This window comes from Oceanospirillum sp., from assembly GCF_982874595.1.
The window spans coordinates 49360-67169 of record NZ_CEYNZH010000011.1 but is presented as its reverse complement, the minus strand read 5'-3'; the positions used below and the strand labels follow the sequence as shown (position 1 = coordinate 67169).

Sequence of the window (17810 nt, the reverse complement as noted above, 5' to 3'; positions counted from 1 at the left end):
GCCGCCTGTCGATATCTCATCAGTAGGCGTTCCTGTGCCCCTTTAAGCTAATCCTGATAACAGTCCCTATAAAATATCAGTCTTGAGAACTGCATCATAGAGGGTTGTGAGAGGTATTTTATACCCTTGTTTTAAAAGCACTTTTTTACGTGATCCTGATTTGCCCAAAGCTCTGCTGAGCACAGGCAAATCTGGTCACTCAGCTAGTTACTGCGTTTCACTGCCATGTCAGCGAACAGAGCCAAGCGCTCTTTAAAGGGTGAGTCCGGTAGGCAAGCCAGGCTGGCTTTGGCTTTATCCGCCATCTCAAAGGCTTTTTGTTCGGTATAGTCCAGAGCACCTGTTCTGTTGATGATTTCGAGAACCGGTTCCAGAAATTCCAGGCCACCTTTGCGGACTGCTTTTCGGATGAGCTTGGCATCTTCTTCATTACCGACCTCCATGGCGCGAATCAGTGGCAGAGTCGGCTTGCCTTCTGCCAGATCATCACCAACGTTTTTACCCATGGCGCTGGCATCGCCTTTGTAGTCCAGCAGGTCATCCTGCAGCTGGAACGCCAGTCCCAGATAGTTACCGTAGTCTGCCATCATCTTTTGCTGTTCTGCATTCGCGCCGGACAGAATAGCAGCAGACTCCGTTGCGGCTTCAAACAGCATGGCTGTTTTGGCCTTGATCACTGTCATATATTGTTCTTCAGTGATTTTCGGATTGCGCACGTTGGTCAGCTGCAGCACTTCGCCTTCTGCGATCACGTTGGTGGCGTTGGCGTAGATTTTCAGAATATCCATGTGGCCGATGTTGACCATCAGTTCAAAGGCGCGGGTGTAAAGAAAGTCGCCGACCAGAACGCTTGGGGCGTTACCCCATTTGTTGTTGGCGGTATCCCGGCCGCGGCGCAGGTCTGATTCGTCGACCACGTCATCATGCAGCAGGGTAGCAGTGTGGATAAACTCTACAAGTGCCGACAACGGTATACGCTTGTCATCATTACAACCGAAGGCTTTGCAGGTCAGAAGTACTAACAGGGGGCGCATGCGTTTGCCGCCACTATCGACGATATATTCAGCGATTTTTTCAACGAGGGGCACCCGTGAGTGCAGTTGGTCGATAATATAGGTGTTCAGTGCGGTGAAGTCGTCCGCTACCAGATCGTGGATGGCGCTCTTTGGCTGCATGTTCAGGACTGCTTTTCTCGTTGATTGGCTATCAGTTGTCAGATTGCCCGTGGGCTGTCTGAATGCTATTGGGCAGGGGGTGGGGTGTCAAGGAAAGGCCGGAATATGCATAGGGAATAATCGGTCATTATGCGCTTTTACTGAATTATCAGTGTGTTGTCTGTTTTTTAAGCTTCGGTCATTAAAATCGCCCTTAAAAAGCGGGTCTTTTGGTTGCTGTTAATGGCTGCTTGCTATAAAATGCGCGCCCTGCTTAGTTACTGTGCGCAAATTTTGATTTGTCTGCAGTCCTTTGCTCCCTGTCCGATAGTTGCCAGAGCGCTTCTATTCAAAGCAGGTAAGTAAGAAGCATCCAACTCTACTAAGCACTGCTGTTTTTTGGAGAACAAGCATGTACGCAGTTATCAAAACTGGCGGTAAACAGTACCGCGTTAAAGAAGGCGATGTCCTGAAAATCGAAAAGCTGGAACTGGAAACCGGTTCTGCTGTAGATTTCGATCAGGTTCTGCTGGTTGCTAACGGTGAAGACGTTAAAGTTGGCGCTCCTCTGGTTGATGGCGCTAAAGTTTCTGCTGAAGTTGTAAACCACGGTCGCGGTGATAAAGTTACTATCATCAAGTTCCGTCGTCGTAAGCACAGCATGAAGCGTCAGGGCCACCGTCAGTGGTTCACCGAAGTAAAAATCACCGGCATCGCTGGTTAATTTTTACTAACAAAATTTCAGTTTCGGTCAGGCTCAATAATCACTCGCGGAGTGGAGTCTGCCCGGCAAGATCCATTTAACGAGGAAGTACTCATGGCTCACAAAAAAGCTGGTGGTAGTACCCGTAACGGTCGCGATTCCGAATCGAAACGCCTTGGTGTTAAGCGCTTCGGCGGTCAGGTAGTTAAAGCAGGTAACATCATTGTTCGTCAGCGTGGCACTAAGTTCCACCCTGGGGTTAATGTTGGTATCGGCAAAGATCACACTCTGTTTGCTACCACAGACGGTGTTGTGAAATTTGAAGTACGTGGTCCGAAGAAACGTAAAACCGTTACTATCGTACCTGCGTAAGACCGATTTTATCGGTTGAAAAAGCCTCGCCGTGTGCGGGGCTTTTTTCGTATCTGCCATAACTTAATGTTTCTCTGTTCAGGCTTAAGTCTTACAGGGTGTTTGGGCAGAACCTGCAGGTTTACTGCAGTTAAGCGTTTCCATCGGCACCGTTTTAATCTGAGGTGTCGAATACCTGCGTCAGATACCTTAAATACAGGGCTTTTCTACGGCTGGATGAACAATCGGTGGGATACACGGAGCTAGCCGACAGACGTGTGTCGGTATGGCCCGATGACAGATCCGCAGGGGTATGGCTGATGAAAAGCTGGAACAACACACCAGATTAAGAGCACGCAAGCATGCAGTTTGTAGATGAAGCAAGTATTCACGTTGCTGCCGGTAAAGGTGGTAATGGTTGTCTGAGTTTTCGCCGTGAAAAATATATCGCCAAAGGTGGTCCTGATGGCGGTGATGGTGGTCATGGTGGCGACGTTATCCTTGTGGGTGATGATTCCCTGAATACCCTGATCGATTTCCGCTATCAGCGCCGTTACCGGGCTGAGAACGGTGAAGGTGGTCAGGGACGTCAGTGTTCCGGTAAGGCTGGTGAGAATCTGTATATTCAGGTACCGGTCGGTACCACGGTTATCGATGAAGATACGCTGGAAGTTCTGGGTGATATCACCGAGATCGGTCAGGAGCTGACGGTTGCTCAGGGTGGTCGTCGCGGACTGGGTAATACCCGTTTTAAAACCAGTACCAACCGCGCACCGCGTAAAACCACTAACGGTACACTGGGTGAAGAGCGTAATCTGCGCTTTGAGATGAAGGTGATGGCCGATGTGGGTCTTCTGGGTTTGCCGAATGCCGGTAAATCGACCCTGATCCGTTCGGTCTCTGCGGCTAAGCCGAAAGTGGCTAACTATCCGTTTACCACGCTGGTGCCAAACCTTGGTGTCGTGAAGCTGGGTCAGTATAAGCACTTTGTGATGGCTGACATTCCCGGATTGATTGAAGGGGCTTCTGAAGGTGCGGGTCTTGGCTTTCGTTTCCTGAAGCACCTGACTCGTGCACGACTGCTGTTGCATCTGGTTGATGTGGCTCCGTTTGATGAGTCTGATCCGGTTGGATCCGCTCAGGCGATCATCCGTGAGCTGGAGCAGTACAGTCCGACACTGGCAGAGCGTCCGCGTTGGTTAGTGCTGAATAAACTGGATCTGCTGCCGGAAGATGAGCAGGATGCAGTTTGTGAGCGGATTATCAGCGAGCTGAATTGGAATGGGCCGGTATTCCGGGTTTCTGCAATCAGTAGCGAAGGCACACAGGTTGTCTGTCAGCAGATTATGAATTGGCTGGATGAGCAGCGTGAGCTTCAGGCAGAAAACCCTGAGCTGGCTGAGGAAGAAGCTGAGATTCGTGCTCGCATGGAAGAGGAAGCTGTTGAGCGTGTAGAGGCTTATCTTGAGCGTCGCCATGGCCGTAGTCGACCGACTGCTGAGCTTGAGGATGACGAAGATGACGACGATTTTGATGACGATGATTACGATGTTGAGGTGGAATACGCCAAATAGGTGATTCCCTTTGGTGTCGGCCAAACTCAGATGTCATGGATTAACCGCCACCTCAGGTGGCAGCTTTTGGATGATAAGGCCAGAAAAGATGTCTCAGCGTGACAGACTGGCGCGTGCGAAGCGCATCGTAGTGAAAATTGGCAGTGCACTGTTGACCAATGATGGTCAGGGGTTAGATTTGCCGGCAATAACAGCATGGGTTGACCAGATGGCCAGGCTGCGAGAGCAGGGGCTTGAGCTGATCCTGGTATCTTCCGGTTCTGTGGCGGAGGGCATGAGCCGCCTTGGGCTGAAAGAGCGACCGTCAACGCTGTATGAGCTACAGGCGGCAGCAGCTGTCGGGCAGATGGGATTGGTGCAGGCTTATGAAACGCAGTTTATGCGACATGGGTTGCGTGCCGCTCAGATTTTGCTGACCCATGATGACCTGTCAAATCGCAAGCGTTATCTGAATGCCCGCAGTGCGGTTAAAGCACTGTTGGATCTGGGGGTTGTTCCTATTATCAATGAGAACGACACTGTGGTGACCGATGAGATCAAATTCGGTGACAACGACACACTGGGTGCTCTGGTGGCTAATTTGCTGGAGGCTGATGCGCTTATAATCCTGACCGATCAGGAAGGTCTGTTTACTGCTGATCCGCGTTCAAACCCTGATGCGACGCTGATTGAAGAAGCTTGGGCTGATGATCCTGAGCTGGCTGATATGGCCGGGGATGGCGGTCGCCTGGGTCGTGGTGGAATGATTACTAAAGTTCGGGCGGCAGGCTTGGCTGCGCGTTCAGGTGCAACAACGCTGGTTGCCAGTGGTCGTCAGCCGGATGTTTTGGTTCGTGCGGTTGACGGTGAGTCTATCGGGACACTCTTTTTGCCCAAAGATACGCCTTGGGCCGCTCGTAAACGCTGGCTGGCCGGGCACTTGCAAACCCGTGGGACACTGGTGTTGGATGAAGGTGCTGTGCGCGTGTTGCGGGACAAAAATACCAGTTTGCTGTCTGTCGGTGTAAAACGCATTTCTGGTCGTTTCCGTCGTGGTGATATGGTGCAGTGTGTTAGTGAGCAGGGTGAGTTGATTGCTAAAGGTCTGGTTAATTACGATCATGAGGATGCATTAAAAATCCTCGGCCAGCCCAGCAGTATGATAGAATCTGTGCTCGGTTATGTCGCAGATCCTGAGTTGATTAATCGCGATAATCTGGTTCTGGTTTAAGAAAAAGAGGCTTCTTTGAAGCTGATTTTTCATCATTTTTTTTCTTTATGGCGTAAAGTCGTAGTAAAAAATGAGTCTTAATTGTCAAAAAGGCTGTTCATACCCTACATATTGCCGTAGAATGCGCACCCCTAAAGACATTAGACTTTAATTCGTGAAACACGCATAATGCGTCTTTCAATTTTATAATACCGATTTCTCCAAGGAGCTTAACGGTGGCGAATATCGCATCTGCAAAAAAACGTGCACGCCAGGCTGAAAAGCGCCGCAATCACAATGCCAGCCTGCGCTCCATGGTGCGCACTTACATCAAGCGCGTTGTTGCGGCAGTTGAAGCGGGTGATCACGCTAAAGCTATGGCAGAGTTCAATTCAGCACAGCCTGTAATTGATCGTATTGCTGACAAAGGCATCATCTCTAAAAATAAGGCAGCTCGTACTAAGAGCCGTCTGAATGCGCGAGTTAAAGCACTGGCTGCATGATTTTAGAGGTTTTACCTTTGAAAAAACCGGCTTAGGCCGGTTTTTTTGTGCCTGAAATTTGGTAAATCTCGGTTATAACAATCTTTTTGTCGTTTATTGGTCTCTTTGATTGCAGGGTAGCGTAATGGCAGAACAGGATCCCAAGAACACCTCCTCTGGTTCGGTAGAGTCAGGTAAGGCGGTTAAATCGCCGGGACTTTTGCGTTCAGGCGCGTTAGTCAGTGTCATGACATTGCTCTCCCGTGTGCTGGGCCTGATGCGGGATATCGTGATTGCCGGGCTTTTTGGTGCCGGTGCCGGTGCCGATGCCTTTTTTGTCGCCTTTAAGATTCCTAATTTTCTCCGGCGTTTGTTTGCCGAGGGGGCCTTTAATCAGGCTTTTGTGCCTGTGTTATCGGAATACCGCAGCCAAAGAGACAGAACTGCGGTTCGTGGCCTGATCGATTCCGTGGCAGGTACGCTGGGACTGACCCTGGCGGGGATTACTCTGGTGGCGATTGTTGCTGCGCCGCTGCTGGTCTGGGTGTTTGCTCCGGGTTTTAGTCAGCTGCCGGAAAAGCAGGCGCTTACCGCTGAGATGCTGCGTATTACCTTTCCCTATCTGTTACTCATTTCTCTAACCGCGTTTGCGGGTAGTATTCTCAACAGCTATGACCGCTTTGCCATTCCCGCCTTTACCCCAGTACTGCTGAATCTCTCTCTGATTGGTACAGCGCTATGGCTCACGCCTTATATGGATGAGCCTGTCATGGCGCTGGCCTGGGGTGTGCTGATTGCTGGTTGTGCTCAGCTGTTTTTCCAGCTGCCGTTTCTGGCGCGTATCGGCCTGATGCCCCGTCCCAAAGTCCGCTGGAAGGACGAGGGCGTACGTCGGATTATGAAACTGATGGCACCGGCCTTGTTCGGTGTCTCGGTCAGCCAGATCAACCTGCTGTTGGATACGGTGCTGGCGTCTTTCCTGATCAGCGGTAGTGTTTCCTGGCTTTACTATTCAGACCGTCTGGTCGAACTTCCGCTGGGTGTTTTCGGTATTGCCGTTGCAACCGTCATTCTGCCAAGCCTTTCTACGAAGCATGCAGAAAAATCCGGTGAAGCCTTTGCCAAAACCCTGGACTGGGCGGTACGCATGATTCTGCTGATTGCGGTGCCAGCGGCTTTGGCGCTTATCGTTCTGGCTGAGCCGCTGCTTTTTACTCTGTTTCAGTATGGTGCGATGACTGTGCATGATGTGGATATGGCGGCGTTGAGCCTTAGGGCCTATGCCGTAGGTTTGATGGCCTTTATGCTGATCAAGGTATTGGCACCGGGTTTTTACGCTCGTCAGGATACGAAGACTCCGGTGAAGATCGGTATTATCGCCATGGTGGCGAATATGGTGTTTAACTTGATGCTGGTTTTTTGGCTTGATCATGCGGGCCTCGCCCTTGCAACCTCGCTTTCCGCGTTTCTGAATGCCGGTTTGCTTTGGTACACCTTGCGTCGTGACGGTGTTTTTGTCTGGCAGCCGGGCTGGGGGCGCTATTTGCTTCAGTTGGTTCCGGCGGCAGCGGTGATGGTTGCTCTCCTTATCTGGATGATGCCGGGTGTCGAGCAATGGGCGGGTTTTAGCTGGCAGCAGCGGGTGTTTTGGCTCGGGGCTTTGGTAGTTGCCGGAGGAGGTAGCTATCTGATCATGCTGGTTTTGGCGGGGCTGCGTTTACGCCATATCCGCCATTAGTCCGGAGTTTGTTTCAGGCAGCGGATAATCAGTGGGTTGAAGGGGTGCAGTGGCGAGGAATTTCGCTATAATCGGTCTCTTTTAGAAAATTCGTATGCTCAACCATCCGGCAGGTAATGCCGGCATACGAATTGCAATCGGTTGGGCTAATGGCAGGCCGATGATGAGTCGTACTATAAAAATAAATCAGCTGACAGAAACAGGTTATGACCGACAGGAGCAAAATGAAACTGATACGGGGTTTGCACAATTTACGTCCGGAGCATCAGGGCTGTGTCGCCACAATCGGCAACTTTGATGGTGTGCACCTGGGACATCAGGCTATTTTGCGTCAGGTTAAAGCCAAGGCTCTGGAGCTGGGCGTGCCCTCTGCTGTGGTGGTTTTTGAGCCTCAGCCGAGAGAGTTTTTTGCCGCCAGTCAGGCCCCGGCCCGTTTGACCCGTTTTCGGGATAAGGTCGAGCGTTTGTCTGCCCAGGGCATCGATCGCATTCTGTGTTTGCCTTTTAACCAGAAACTGGCCAGCCTGTCGGGTCGGGCGTTTATCGATCAGGTGCTGATTCAGGGCTTGGGTGTCCGTCATCTGGTCGTGGGTGATGATTTCCGTTTTGGCTGTGACCGCGCCGGTGACTTTGCGCTTCTGCAGCAGGTCGGGCAGGAACAGGTCTTTGATGTGGTCAACACGACCACTTTCGAAGTTGAGGCTGAACGGGTCAGCAGCACCCGAATCCGCACCGTATTGGCTGAAGCTAACTTTGTGCTGGCCAATAAACTGCTGGGTGTTCCCTATCAGATCAGTGGCCGTGTATTGCATGGCCGTAAACTGGGCCGCCAGTTGGGTGTGCCTACTGCCAATCTTTCTTTGAAAGACAAGCAGCCTGCTCTGCAGGGGGTTTATACCGTTCTGATGAGTGGTGGCGATGGCTTACTGCATAAGGGCGTCGCTAACATTGGTAACCGTCCGACGATTGATGGTGTCAGACCGGCACTGGAAGTGCACTTATTTGATTTTAATGGTGACCTGTACGGGCAGCGTGTACAGGTGACTTTTTGCAGTAAGTTGAGGGACGAACAGCGTTTCTCAGACGTTGCCGCCCTGCGGGAGCAGATTATGATGGATCTGCAACAGGCGCGGGATTATTTTGAGCAGCATGCCAGCCAGGGTATTCCGCTGGCCAGTGGGCTGTTAGGCTGACCGGGCCGATGTCAGAGTGAACGCCGCTGCTGACATAGAGACGAACTCTATCCTCCAAACCGGGAGTGATAACCGGCCGTCTGACATAAGCAATCCAATACCAGATAAACCGACAAAGAGCAGCGATTCATAGCCATGAGCGACTACAAACATACCCTTAATCTTCCGGAAACTGATTTCCCGATGCGCGGCAATTTGCCTAAGCGCGAGCCATCTCGTCTGGCACGTTGGGATGAGATTGGCCTGTACGAGAAGTTACGTAAGGCCGGTGCCGGTCGTCCGAAATTTGTTCTGCACGATGGCCCTCCCTATGCGAATGGTGACATTCACATTGGCCACGCTTTAAATAAAATTCTGAAGGATATGATTGTTAAGTCTCGTACTCTGGCAGGGTTTGATGCCCCTTATGTACCGGGCTGGGATTGTCATGGTCTGCCGATTGAGCACAAAGTTGAGACTCTGATCGGTCGTGCCGGAGATAAGGTGCCTTACCGTGAATTCCGTGCTAAGTGCCGTGAATATGCTGCGGAACAGGTTGCCGGACAGAAGGCGGACTTTATTCGTCTGGGTATTGTTGGCGACTGGGGAAATCCATACCTGACCATGAACTATCAGACTGAAGCTGACATCGTTCGTGCATTGGGTCGTATCGTGGAAAACGGTCATCTGGTGAAAGGCTACAAGCCGGTTTACTGGAGTGTGGTGGGTCAGTCTGCTCTGGCAGAAGCTGAGGTGGAGTATCAGGATAAGATCTCTATTGCGCTGGACGTGGCGTACACCTTTATCGATCAGACAAAAGCGCTGGAGTTGTTTGGTAATCCGGCTGGTACTGGCGATCTGTCGGTAGTGATCTGGACCACCACCGCGTGGACATTGCCGGTCAGTCAGGCGGTATCCCTGAATGCGAATCTTGATTACGCGCTGGTTCAGCTGCGTGATCAGCGCTTTGTGCTGGCAGCGACCATGGTGGACGACATCATGGCGCGCTGGGGCGAAGACAAATATGAAGTACTGGCGACCGCTTCCGGTCAGGCGTTGGAAAATCAGCTGCTGAAACACCCGTTCTTCGACAAGCAGGTCCCTGTCATTCTGGGCGACCACGTCACCACTGATGCGGGTACAGGTGCCGTACACACGGCTCCTGATCACGGTATGGAAGATTTCGTGGCGGGTAAAGCCTACGGTCTGGGCACGATCAACCTGGTGCAGGCGAACGGTGTTTACAGCGATGAAGCCGGTGAATTTGCCGGTCTGCACGTTTACAAAGCCGATGAGCCTGTGATGGATGCGCTGACCCGTGAAGGCAAGCTGGTACATCACAAAGCCTTTGAGCACAGCTACCCGCACTGCTGGCGTACCAAAACGCCGCTGATCTATCGTGCGACCCCTCAGTGGTTCGTATCGATGGAAGAGAAAGGTCTGAAAAAAGATGCGCTGGAAGCGATCAAAGGTGTGCAGTGGTTCCCGGCCTGGGGCCAGAACCGTATTGAGTCTATGGTTGAGCAAAGCCCGGATTGGTGTGTTTCCCGCCAGCGTACCTGGGGTGTGCCGATTACGCTGTTTATCAACAAAGAAACGGACGAACTGCACCCGAATACTCCAGAGTTGATCGAGAAGGTTGCTCTGCTGATGGAAAAAGAGGGTATGGATGCCTGGTTTGAACTGGATGCCGCAGAGCTGTTGGGCGACGAAGCGGATCAATACTATAAGGTGACCGACACTCTGGATGTTTGGTTCGATTCCGGTGTTACCCATCACTCCGTATTGCGCCGTCGTGAAGAGCTGACTTTCCCGGCGGATATCTATCTGGAAGGTTCAGACCAGCACCGCGGTTGGTTCCAGTCTTCCCTCAAGACATCCATTGCGATCAATGGCTGTGCGCCTTACAAACAGGTGCTGACCCACGGTTTTACGGTGGATGAGAAAGGCTACAAAATGTCCAAGTCGTTGGGCAATGTGATCGGCCTGAAAGAAGTGACTGATTCCCTGGGTGGCGACATCCTGCGTCTGTGGGTTGCCGCAACGGATTACTCTGGTGAGATGGCTTTCTCTAAGCAGATCCTGCAGCGTACAGCTGACTCTTATCGCCGTATCCGTAACACGGCCCGTTTCCTGCTGGCGAACCTGAATGGCTTTAACCCGGAAACCGATATGGTGAAACCGGAAGAGATGCTGTCTTTGGATCAGTGGGCCGTCGATCGTGCGTTAGAGCTGCAAGGTGAATTACTGGAAGCTTATAACGAATATCACTTCCTGGGGGTTTATCAGAAGGTTCATAACTTCTGCGCGCAGGATCTGGGTGGTTTCTATCTGGATATCATCAAAGATCGCCAGTACACCACGCAGCCGGATAGTCTGGCGCGTCGTTCCTGCCAGACCGCTTTGTATCACATCATCGAAGCGCTGGTACGCTGGGTCGCTCCAATTCTGACCTTCACTGCAGAAGAGATCTACGAGAACATTCCGGGGCAGCGAGAAGAGTCAGTGTATCTGACCACCTGGTATGACGGTCTGTTCGAAATGAAAGCCGATGGCGAGAAGAACCGTGATTACTGGAACCGCATCGCGGATGTAAAAGAAGCGGTTAACAAGTCACTGGAAGATGCTCGTAATGCCGGAACAGTGAAAGGTTCTATGTCGACCGAAGTGACTCTGTTTGCTGATGCGGAACTGAAAGCCCTGATCGAAGGTCTGGGTGATGAACTGCGTTTTGTGCTGTTGACGTCGGATGCACAGGTTGCTGATCTGGCCGACGCTGGTGATGCCGCTGATACTGAACTGGCCGGTCTTAAAGTGGCTGTTAAAGCCTCTGAGCACGCTAAGTGTGGTCGTTGCTGGCACCATCGTGAAGATGTGGGGCAGAACGAAGAGCATCCTGAGCTGTGCGGCCGTTGTGTCACTAACCTGCCGGATGGTGAAGGTGAGCAGCGTCAGTTTGCATAAACGGCTCTGAGTTCAGAAACGGAAACGTCTGAACTGTGTCTATATAGGAAATTCAGAGGCGCCTGCGGGCGCCTCAGTTTTAAACAGAGAATCTGCCTGCGGGGAGTTGAGAAATACCGCTATGGATCATCATCAACAGGGTAAAAGTGGTCAGCTGAAGTGGCTGATGCTAAGTGTACTGATCGTCGCTCTGGATCTGCTCTCCAAAGCTTGGGTAACCGACAGTTTTAATTATGCAGAGCGCTTGTACGTGCTGCCGGTGTTTGACCTGACCCTGTTACACAACACAGGAGCAGCCTTTAGCTTTCTGGCCGGAGAATCGGGATGGCAGCGCTGGCTTTTTGCATTGATCGCTGTTGCTGTCAGCGTTGGTCTTATCGTCTGGATCGCAAGGCTTAAACACAACGAAACCTGGTTAGCCTGTGCTTTGGCCCTGGTTTTGGGCGGTGCTCTGGGCAACCTGCATGACCGTATCTTATTGGGTTATGTGGTCGATTTTCTGTTGTTCCATTGGGATAACGCCTATTTCCCTGCGTTTAATCTGGCGGATGCGGCCATTACTCTGGGGGCCGGTATGCTGATTTTGGATATGATTCGCAACCCGGAAAGCAGTAAAAAAACCGAAAGCTCTTAACGGACTCAATACAGAATTTAACAGGCTGCCTGATCGCAGTCTGCCATGCTGAGCATCGTTCAGCCTGACCAACGAATAAGGTGATTAAAGAATGAGTGAACAACAGATCGGTCCCGGCAAACAGGTGACACTGCACTTCGCCCTGAAACTGGCAGAAGAAGGTGCAACCGTTGATAGTACCTTTGATAAAGATCCGGTTCGTCTGATCGTTGGTGACGGCAACCTGCCGGAAGGCTTTGAAAAGCCCCTGCATGGTCTGACGGCTGGCGCTAAGCAGGAATTTGATATCGCACCGGAACACGGTTTTGGTCAGCACAATCCCAGCAATATTCAGAAGTTACCGCGCAACCAGTTTGCGCCGGATCTTAATCTGGAACCGGGGCTGATGCTGAGCTTTGCCGACAAAGCCAATGGCGAGTTGCCTGGTGTGGTTGTCGAGTTTGATGATGAGCAGGTCACTGTTGATTTCAACCATCCGTTGGCTGGCCGTCCACTGAAGTTTGAAGTGGAGATTATCGCCGTTGAGGATGCTGACAATCAGGCAACTGAAGCTTAATCACAGCGAATAAAACACGCTTACCCCTACTGACGGCTTTAAAGAGAGACATCATGTCAGCAAACGAAGTTAATCCGGCACAGATGCAGATCAAATTGGCTAACCCGCGTGGTTTCTGTGCCGGTGTGGACCGGGCCATTGAGATTGTGAACCGTGCTCTTGACGTGTTTGAACCACCCATCTATGTACGTCATGAGGTGGTACACAACAAGTTTGTGGTGAATGACCTTAAGGCACGGGGTGCGATTTTTGTTGATGAGCTGCATGAAGTGCCGGACGATACCATCGTTATTTTCAGTGCTCACGGTGTTTCTAAAGCGGTTCAGGATGAAGCTGGTCGTCGTGGTCTCAAAGTGTTTGATGCCACTTGCCCTCTGGTAACCAAAGTTCACCTTGAAGTGTTGCGCTACAGCAAACAGGGGCAGGAATGCATTCTGATCGGTCACCAGGGGCATCCGGAAGTTGAAGGCACCATGGGGCGTTATGACACCTCTGCTGGTGGTTCTATCTATCTGGTTGAAAACGAAACAGATGTTACTGAACTTGAAGTTCGGGATCCTTCGCGGCTGGCCTTTGTCACCCAGACAACGTTGTCGATGGACGATACCGCCCGGGTTATTGATGCGCTGCGGGCGAAGTTCCCTGACATTCAGGGGCCTAAGAAAGACGATATCTGCTACGCCACCCAGAATCGTCAGGATGCGGTGAAACAGCTTGCCGCAGAGTGTGATCTTGTCCTGGTGGTCGGGTCACCAAACAGTTCTAACTCTAACCGTCTGCGCGAGCTTTCAGAACGTATGAATACTCTGGCGTATCTGATTGATAACGCTACCGAGATCGATGATGCCTGGCTGGCATCGAATCCTAAGATAGGTATCACTGCAGGAGCATCAGCTCCCGCCATACTTGTTCAGGAAGTAATCAGCCGCCTAAAAGAACTGGGTGCTGCTGATCCGATAGAGCTGGATGGTCAGGAAGAAAATGTAGTGTTCTCTATACCGAAAGAGCTGCGCCTGACCGATATTAGTGAGTAGTGTTGTGGCTTCAAATTAAAAGCATCAGCCCAGATTCTTAAAGTGATCTTAAGTATCTGGGTTAAGTTTTTAGACGTCGCTGAAAGCTCTTTGTTATCGGAAAGAAATTGAATCTACTGATGTCGATGTAAAAAGTTACCAGCAAGTTGCCGGAGACTTGGTTTCCCCAGAAACAGATTTTGTTAGTTCTATTTTGCTGCAGCCCGTATCACCGGTCTGAGAGCCTGCTGCAGTGGCTATGATTTTATAGCCTGTCGGTGACGCGTTTTTGACCTCTAGTGTGTAATAACCTTCCGAGGATGTTGTGGCGGCATTCAATTCTGCACTGCTCATATCATTGGTGTAGCTGCTATGGTTGGCTCGCCAGTTTTCCTGAGCCAGTTGTATGCGCAGAATTGCGGTATGAGCATCAGCCCGGCGACTTTCAAAGGCATAACTCTGATAGGAGGGGTAAGCGACTGTTGCAAGAATGCCAATAATGGCGATCACAATCAGCAGTTCTATTAAGGTAAATCCTTTTTCATTAAAGCATGTCGAGTCAGGCATGGTGCTTCCTTTCTGATCCTGGTCACAGGTAAGATTCCTTCCCGTGAACGTGGCACAAACACGAGTGAACAGTACTTGTTAATCCTATTTCTGCGTGGCATGTTAAGACAATTATGGACTAAAAAACAGAGGGCAGTATGAGAGCGCAGGGATTCACTCTGATAGAACTGCTGTTAACGTTGGCGATCATCGCGATTTTAGCGGGTTTAGCCGCACCTAATATGGGCGAATATGTAGAGCAGGAGCGGGTCCGGGGAGCTTTGGTTAATCTGAAACAGGAATTGGCCTATGCCCGTTCAGAAGCAATCAAACGAAATGCGACAATTTTCATTTCGTCTTCTCCGGGAGCCAATTGGTGTGTCGGAATGAGTCTGGCGGCAAACTGTGATTGCTCAATTACCAATCCTAATGCGTCAGATGCCTGTGTCCTACCGATCAATGGAACCAAGGTGCTGCGGCGGATTACCAGCAGTGATTATTCCGGTGTGACAATGGATAAAGCGCAGAGTTTTGAATTCGACGGTATTCGGGGATTGCCTTATAAAAATGGGTCATTTTCCGGCACTATCGAGATGAGCTCTGCGGGCTATGATGGCGAAGTTGTTATTTCCCGGATCGGTCGCGTTAAGGCCTGCGGAACGGTTAGTGGCATGGAGGGCTGCTAAATGATCACGTATCAAGCAAGGCGGACAAAACAGTCAGGCTTTACCCTGCCTGAGCTGCTTATTTCACTGGTCCTTGGTCTGACACTCGTGGGTGCTGTTATGACTGCCTATCTGACCGCCCTGAAATCATCCGGCGACAATAACGAACAAGCTCAGCTGACTCATAATCTCAGAGCCAGTCTTGATTTGATCTTAAGTGATCTCAAGCGGGCCGGAGGCATAGGTTCGGGCAGTCTTCCTGACACAGATGTCATGATGCGCAACCGCTATGCGGGTAATGCCTTTATGGACGCCGTGAGTAATCTAAAACTTTGGAACTGTAATGGTTCGAATGAATGTTCCTGCGTTACCTATAGCTATGATCAGGATAGCGATAATGATCCTTATACCGGAAAAATGAACCACTTTGGTTTTAAATTGAGCGGTACACGGTTACAGATACGAACCGGTTCAACTGTGGCATCAGGAGGGCTTCATCCGGGCTGTGGCTATAATAATCCGGGGAATACATGGGAAGCTCTCACTGAAGACGATATCCAGATCACTCAGTTTAGCGTCAGCTATATCGACGGCGACGGCAATATTCTTGCAAAACCGGAGGCGATCAATATTCAAGATGGCAGTGCCTGTAGCTCCGGTGATCAGTGCATTGAAGAACGAAATCTTCAGGTCACCATCAGTGGTACCAAAGATGAGTTCTCGTTAACAGTGTCCGGTAAAGTGAGGGTGCGTAATGACCGCTTCTTCCTCAAACCTTAATTGCCTGAACAGAAGTCAGTCTGGTATGGCGACCTTGATGTTTGCTGTTGTTCTTCTGATTGCGCTGACGGTTATTACCTTTCTGAGTGCTAAAACGCTTTTGACCGAGCAGGCAATATCCGCCAATGAATACCGAAGTAAAGAAGTGAGTTATGCAGCAGAAGCGGCATTGGAATACGGCATCGCCTGGCTGGATAGCAATGCCCCCGGCTTTGCGAGTTGGAATAACGCGGATCTGGATAGCGACGGCATTAAATTCAATGACTTAAGCGCCCCAAACACTACCGTGGTCAGTGGCAGCAATACTTATAACCTCAGTGTTGATTACATTCGCCGTTGTTTGGAAGGCACAACAGATAATGACGAAGCTGCTAATTCGGTGTGTGAACAATGGATTATTGAAGTTGAAGCAACGGCAACGGCTGCTTCTGACTCTGATCTCAGTCGAAAGCAATGGATACGGGTGCTTCAGACTCCTAATGCAACGGATCCTGCTAAGATCGACTTTATTCGAATTCCCGGCAGCTGGCGCGACTGGTGAGTTTATCTGTAGCTCGTAAATACCATGGACAGGTATGAGGGTACTCCTATGACAAAACGACAAAACGGCATGACCCTGATCGAAATTCTGATCATCTTACTGGTGGTCTCGGTTGGTATGGCCGCTACGGCTAAATTTCAGGGGGATCTGCTGCAATCCGGTGCCATCACAAAAGCCCGTACTCAGGCGCTTAGCTTTGTACAGAGTGAGATCGAAACCCTGAGAATGAACCATGGTGTTGCCGCGGGAGGTAGTCAGGATGATGTTGCAGGTAGCAACACAGTTTACGATGTCAGCTGGAAAGTCAATCCTATAGCTGGCCTTACGGATACCGATCAGTACACTGCAACCGTTGTTTGGGATGACAATAAAAGTCGAGAGCAAAACGTGAGCTTGGGTACGGTTCTTTATGCTGACCGCATGCTGGGAGGGAACTCTGCGGATGATCAGATCCGAGCTGAAGCGGCAAAATGTGTGTTTCTGGGCTGCAGTGGTGGCAACGGTCCTGCCGTTGTTATTGTATCTGTAGAGGTTGTCGATAACGTGAACCCTGATGGTTCCTGGGGAGGCATCGAAAACCCGACAAATAATACGACCTATAACAGCGGTAACAAAGATCTCAATCTTAGTGATAGCACCTCGGTGACCACCGATGGTGATGACAAAATTCATGTGGGCAAGAATCTGAACGGGGGTATCGACCTTCAGGAAGGTGATAATCAGCTTGCTATTGGTAAAGACATGAATGGTGATATTTCTGCGGGAAGCGGCGATGATCAGGTCGACCTTGGTAAAGATGCCAATGGTGATATCAACCTGGGTGAGGGTGATAACAAGCTTTTGGTTGGCAAAGATATGAATGGCAACCTGGATCTCGGAAGCGGTAGTGATGAAGTACTGATAACCAAGGATGCCAACAAAGACTACATCAACCTGGGTGGTGGCAATAACTATCTGGATATCGGCAAAGATGCCAATGTCAGCATTACCGCCGGAGATGGTAATGATTCTATTGAGATTGGTAAGGATGCAAACCAGGGACCTATCGATCTTGGTGATGGTTACAATTATTTAAAAATTGGCAAGACTGCCAATGTCTCCATTATCACCGGGGATCAGGCTGATTACGTCTGGATTGATCATGACAAAAACGGTCAGGGCGCAAGCTTGGGTGGTGGGGATGATTATCTCTATATTGGTCACACCAATAATTCCCCGGTGGATATGGGGGCCGGAGATGATTTTGTCTGTATCAAGGGAGATTTTTACGGGGTTTTTGAAGGTGGTACGGGTTCTGATTCCATTTATATGGGGCACTTCAGTCAAGCTAAGTGGCAATCAGAATCCTGGCGTCATCATTATCTGAGCGGCTTTGAGAATATTATGTTTAACGACGGTGTTGTTCAGGGGGACCCAGCTCCCTTTGCCGCTATGGATGATGGCCGTTGTGTTAAAAGCCGATCCAGTGTGACAGCACCGGAGTACGCAAAGAAATATACCATTACTGTATCGGTGGAGTTTGAAGCAGGTGATGAAGTCACTGAAGCTGAGATTATCAATCTGGTCCCTGATAGCTTCATGGCTGACAATGTTTTAAGGCTTGATGCCGATGGTAAGGGTAGTTTTACACTGTATACCGATGGCCTTATCCCTTCGGGTAAAACATTCGAAGCGAAATCAGAGTGGAGTTCCGATAAACCTCCAAAACTGAAGATCACGGTAAGGTTAGTAGATGAATAGAGGGGGAT

General features: G+C 50.4%; 17 protein-coding genes. 15 read left to right on the top strand and 2 right to left on the bottom strand.

Annotated features, from left to right (window positions below; translation table 11 throughout):
- Window positions 1-203: 203 nt before the first annotated feature.
- The gene (ispB, locus tag AC4GL5_RS07175) at window positions 204-1175 is read right to left on the bottom strand and encodes an octaprenyl diphosphate synthase (protein WP_490382114.1); all 972 of its coding nucleotides are present in this window, start codon (window positions 1173-1175) and stop codon (window positions 204-206) included.
- Between the two features lie 391 nt (window positions 1176-1566).
- Between ispB and rplU the strand changes: the two genes are divergently transcribed.
- The 11 genes from rplU to ispH all read left to right on the top strand — a co-directional run bounded on the left by rplU (window position 1567) and on the right by ispH (window position 13551).
- Window positions 1567-1878 (top strand): 50S ribosomal protein L21, encoded by a 312-nt coding sequence (gene rplU / locus AC4GL5_RS07170; RefSeq protein WP_490382113.1) that lies wholly within the window; start codon window positions 1567-1569, stop codon window positions 1876-1878.
- Between the two features lie 93 nt (window positions 1879-1971).
- Window positions 1972-2229 carry a 50S ribosomal protein L27 gene (rpmA, locus tag AC4GL5_RS07165; RefSeq protein WP_490382112.1) on the top strand — a complete coding sequence of 86 codons (258 nt, stop codon included), beginning with the start codon at window positions 1972-1974 and terminating at the stop codon, window positions 2227-2229.
- A gap of 341 nt (window positions 2230-2570) precedes the next feature.
- Window positions 2571-3782 (top strand): Obg family GTPase CgtA, encoded by a 1212-nt coding sequence (cgtA, locus tag AC4GL5_RS07160; protein ID WP_490382111.1) that lies wholly within the window; start codon window positions 2571-2573, stop codon window positions 3780-3782.
- 88 nt (window positions 3783-3870) lie between these two features.
- On the top strand, window positions 3871-4992 hold the full coding sequence (gene proB, locus AC4GL5_RS07155) for a glutamate 5-kinase (protein ID WP_490382110.1): 1122 nt from the start codon (window positions 3871-3873) through the stop codon (window positions 4990-4992).
- A 215-nt stretch (window positions 4993-5207) separates the two neighbouring features.
- A complete protein-coding gene (gene rpsT / locus AC4GL5_RS07150) occupies window positions 5208-5474 on the top strand; it encodes a 30S ribosomal protein S20 (RefSeq protein WP_490382109.1) in 267 nt (88 codons plus the stop codon).
- A gap of 124 nt (window positions 5475-5598) precedes the next feature.
- The gene (gene murJ / locus AC4GL5_RS07145) at window positions 5599-7191 is read left to right on the top strand and encodes a murein biosynthesis integral membrane protein MurJ (RefSeq protein WP_490382108.1); all 1593 of its coding nucleotides are present in this window, start codon (window positions 5599-5601) and stop codon (window positions 7189-7191) included.
- A 224-nt stretch (window positions 7192-7415) separates the two neighbouring features.
- Entirely contained in the window at window positions 7416-8384 is a 969-nt protein-coding gene (ribF, locus tag AC4GL5_RS07140; RefSeq protein WP_490382107.1) for a bifunctional riboflavin kinase/FAD synthetase, read from the top strand.
- Between the two features lie 135 nt (window positions 8385-8519).
- Complete coding sequence (gene ileS, locus AC4GL5_RS07135) at window positions 8520-11327, top strand: isoleucine--tRNA ligase (RefSeq protein ID WP_490382106.1); 2808 nt, start codon at window positions 8520-8522, stop codon at window positions 11325-11327.
- 121 nt (window positions 11328-11448) lie between these two features.
- The gene (gene lspA, locus AC4GL5_RS07130; protein WP_490382105.1) at window positions 11449-11961 is read left to right on the top strand and encodes a signal peptidase II; all 513 of its coding nucleotides are present in this window, start codon (window positions 11449-11451) and stop codon (window positions 11959-11961) included.
- A 91-nt stretch (window positions 11962-12052) separates the two neighbouring features.
- Window positions 12053-12517 carry an FKBP-type peptidyl-prolyl cis-trans isomerase gene (locus tag AC4GL5_RS07125; RefSeq protein WP_490382104.1) on the top strand — a complete coding sequence of 155 codons (465 nt, stop codon included), beginning with the start codon at window positions 12053-12055 and terminating at the stop codon, window positions 12515-12517.
- Window positions 12518-12600: 83 nt separating this feature from the next.
- Window positions 12601-13551 (top strand): 4-hydroxy-3-methylbut-2-enyl diphosphate reductase, encoded by a 951-nt coding sequence (ispH, locus tag AC4GL5_RS07120; RefSeq protein ID WP_490382161.1) that lies wholly within the window; start codon window positions 12601-12603, stop codon window positions 13549-13551.
- A gap of 135 nt (window positions 13552-13686) precedes the next feature.
- Here ispH and AC4GL5_RS07115 read toward each other — a convergent pair whose 3' ends face one another.
- Window positions 13687-14097 carry a type IV pilin protein gene (locus AC4GL5_RS07115; RefSeq protein WP_490382103.1) on the bottom strand — a complete coding sequence of 137 codons (411 nt, stop codon included), beginning with the start codon at window positions 14095-14097 and terminating at the stop codon, window positions 13687-13689.
- Window positions 14098-14234: 137 nt separating this feature from the next.
- Here AC4GL5_RS07115 and AC4GL5_RS07110 point away from each other — a divergent pair, with 137 nt between their 5' ends.
- The 4 genes from AC4GL5_RS07110 to AC4GL5_RS07095 are packed head-to-tail and all read left to right on the top strand — an operon-like array spanning window position 14235 to window position 17802.
- Entirely contained in the window at window positions 14235-14762 is a 528-nt protein-coding gene (locus AC4GL5_RS07110; RefSeq protein WP_490382102.1) for a GspH/FimT family pseudopilin, read from the top strand.
- On the top strand, window positions 14763-15521 hold the full coding sequence (locus AC4GL5_RS07105; protein WP_490382101.1) for a PilW family protein: 759 nt from the start codon (window positions 14763-14765) through the stop codon (window positions 15519-15521). It abuts the gene before it with no gap.
- Window positions 15496-16062, top strand: a complete 567-nt coding sequence (locus AC4GL5_RS07100; RefSeq protein ID WP_490382100.1) for a pilus assembly PilX family protein — start codon at window positions 15496-15498, stop codon at window positions 16060-16062. The genes AC4GL5_RS07105 and AC4GL5_RS07100 overlap by 26 nt, the downstream gene beginning before the upstream one ends.
- A 48-nt stretch (window positions 16063-16110) precedes the next feature.
- Window positions 16111-17802 carry a prepilin-type N-terminal cleavage/methylation domain-containing protein gene (locus AC4GL5_RS07095; RefSeq protein WP_490382099.1) on the top strand — a complete coding sequence of 564 codons (1692 nt, stop codon included), beginning with the start codon at window positions 16111-16113 and terminating at the stop codon, window positions 17800-17802.
- Window positions 17803-17810: the final 8 nt, after the last annotated feature.

What these genes read in the sequence shown, in the direction of transcription:
- ispB (WP_490382114.1), bottom strand. Translation starts at nt 1,175, where the DNA reads ATGCAGCCAAAGAGCGCCATCCACGATCTGGTAGCGGACGACTTCACC.
- rplU (WP_490382113.1), top strand. Translation starts at nt 1,567, where the DNA reads ATGTACGCAGTTATCAAAACTGGCGGTAAACAGTACCGCGTTAAAGAA.
- rpmA (WP_490382112.1), top strand. Translation starts at nt 1,972, where the DNA reads ATGGCTCACAAAAAAGCTGGTGGTAGTACCCGTAACGGTCGCGATTCC.
- cgtA (WP_490382111.1), top strand. Translation starts at nt 2,571, where the DNA reads ATGCAGTTTGTAGATGAAGCAAGTATTCACGTTGCTGCCGGTAAAGGT.
- proB (WP_490382110.1), top strand. Translation starts at nt 3,871, where the DNA reads ATGTCTCAGCGTGACAGACTGGCGCGTGCGAAGCGCATCGTAGTGAAA.
- murJ (WP_490382108.1), top strand. Translation starts at nt 5,599, where the DNA reads ATGGCAGAACAGGATCCCAAGAACACCTCCTCTGGTTCGGTAGAGTCA.
- ribF (WP_490382107.1), top strand. Translation starts at nt 7,416, where the DNA reads ATGAAACTGATACGGGGTTTGCACAATTTACGTCCGGAGCATCAGGGC.
- ileS (WP_490382106.1), top strand. Translation starts at nt 8,520, where the DNA reads ATGAGCGACTACAAACATACCCTTAATCTTCCGGAAACTGATTTCCCG.
- lspA (WP_490382105.1), top strand. Translation starts at nt 11,449, where the DNA reads ATGGATCATCATCAACAGGGTAAAAGTGGTCAGCTGAAGTGGCTGATG.
- AC4GL5_RS07125 (WP_490382104.1), top strand. Translation starts at nt 12,053, where the DNA reads ATGAGTGAACAACAGATCGGTCCCGGCAAACAGGTGACACTGCACTTC.
- ispH (WP_490382161.1), top strand. Translation starts at nt 12,601, where the DNA reads ATGCAGATCAAATTGGCTAACCCGCGTGGTTTCTGTGCCGGTGTGGAC.
- AC4GL5_RS07115 (WP_490382103.1), bottom strand. Translation starts at nt 14,097, where the DNA reads ATGCCTGACTCGACATGCTTTAATGAAAAAGGATTTACCTTAATAGAA.
- AC4GL5_RS07110 (WP_490382102.1), top strand. Translation starts at nt 14,235, where the DNA reads ATGAGAGCGCAGGGATTCACTCTGATAGAACTGCTGTTAACGTTGGCG.
- AC4GL5_RS07105 (WP_490382101.1), top strand. Translation starts at nt 14,763, where the DNA reads ATGATCACGTATCAAGCAAGGCGGACAAAACAGTCAGGCTTTACCCTG.
- AC4GL5_RS07100 (WP_490382100.1), top strand. Translation starts at nt 15,496, where the DNA reads ATGACCGCTTCTTCCTCAAACCTTAATTGCCTGAACAGAAGTCAGTCT.
- AC4GL5_RS07095 (WP_490382099.1), top strand. Translation starts at nt 16,111, where the DNA reads ATGACAAAACGACAAAACGGCATGACCCTGATCGAAATTCTGATCATC.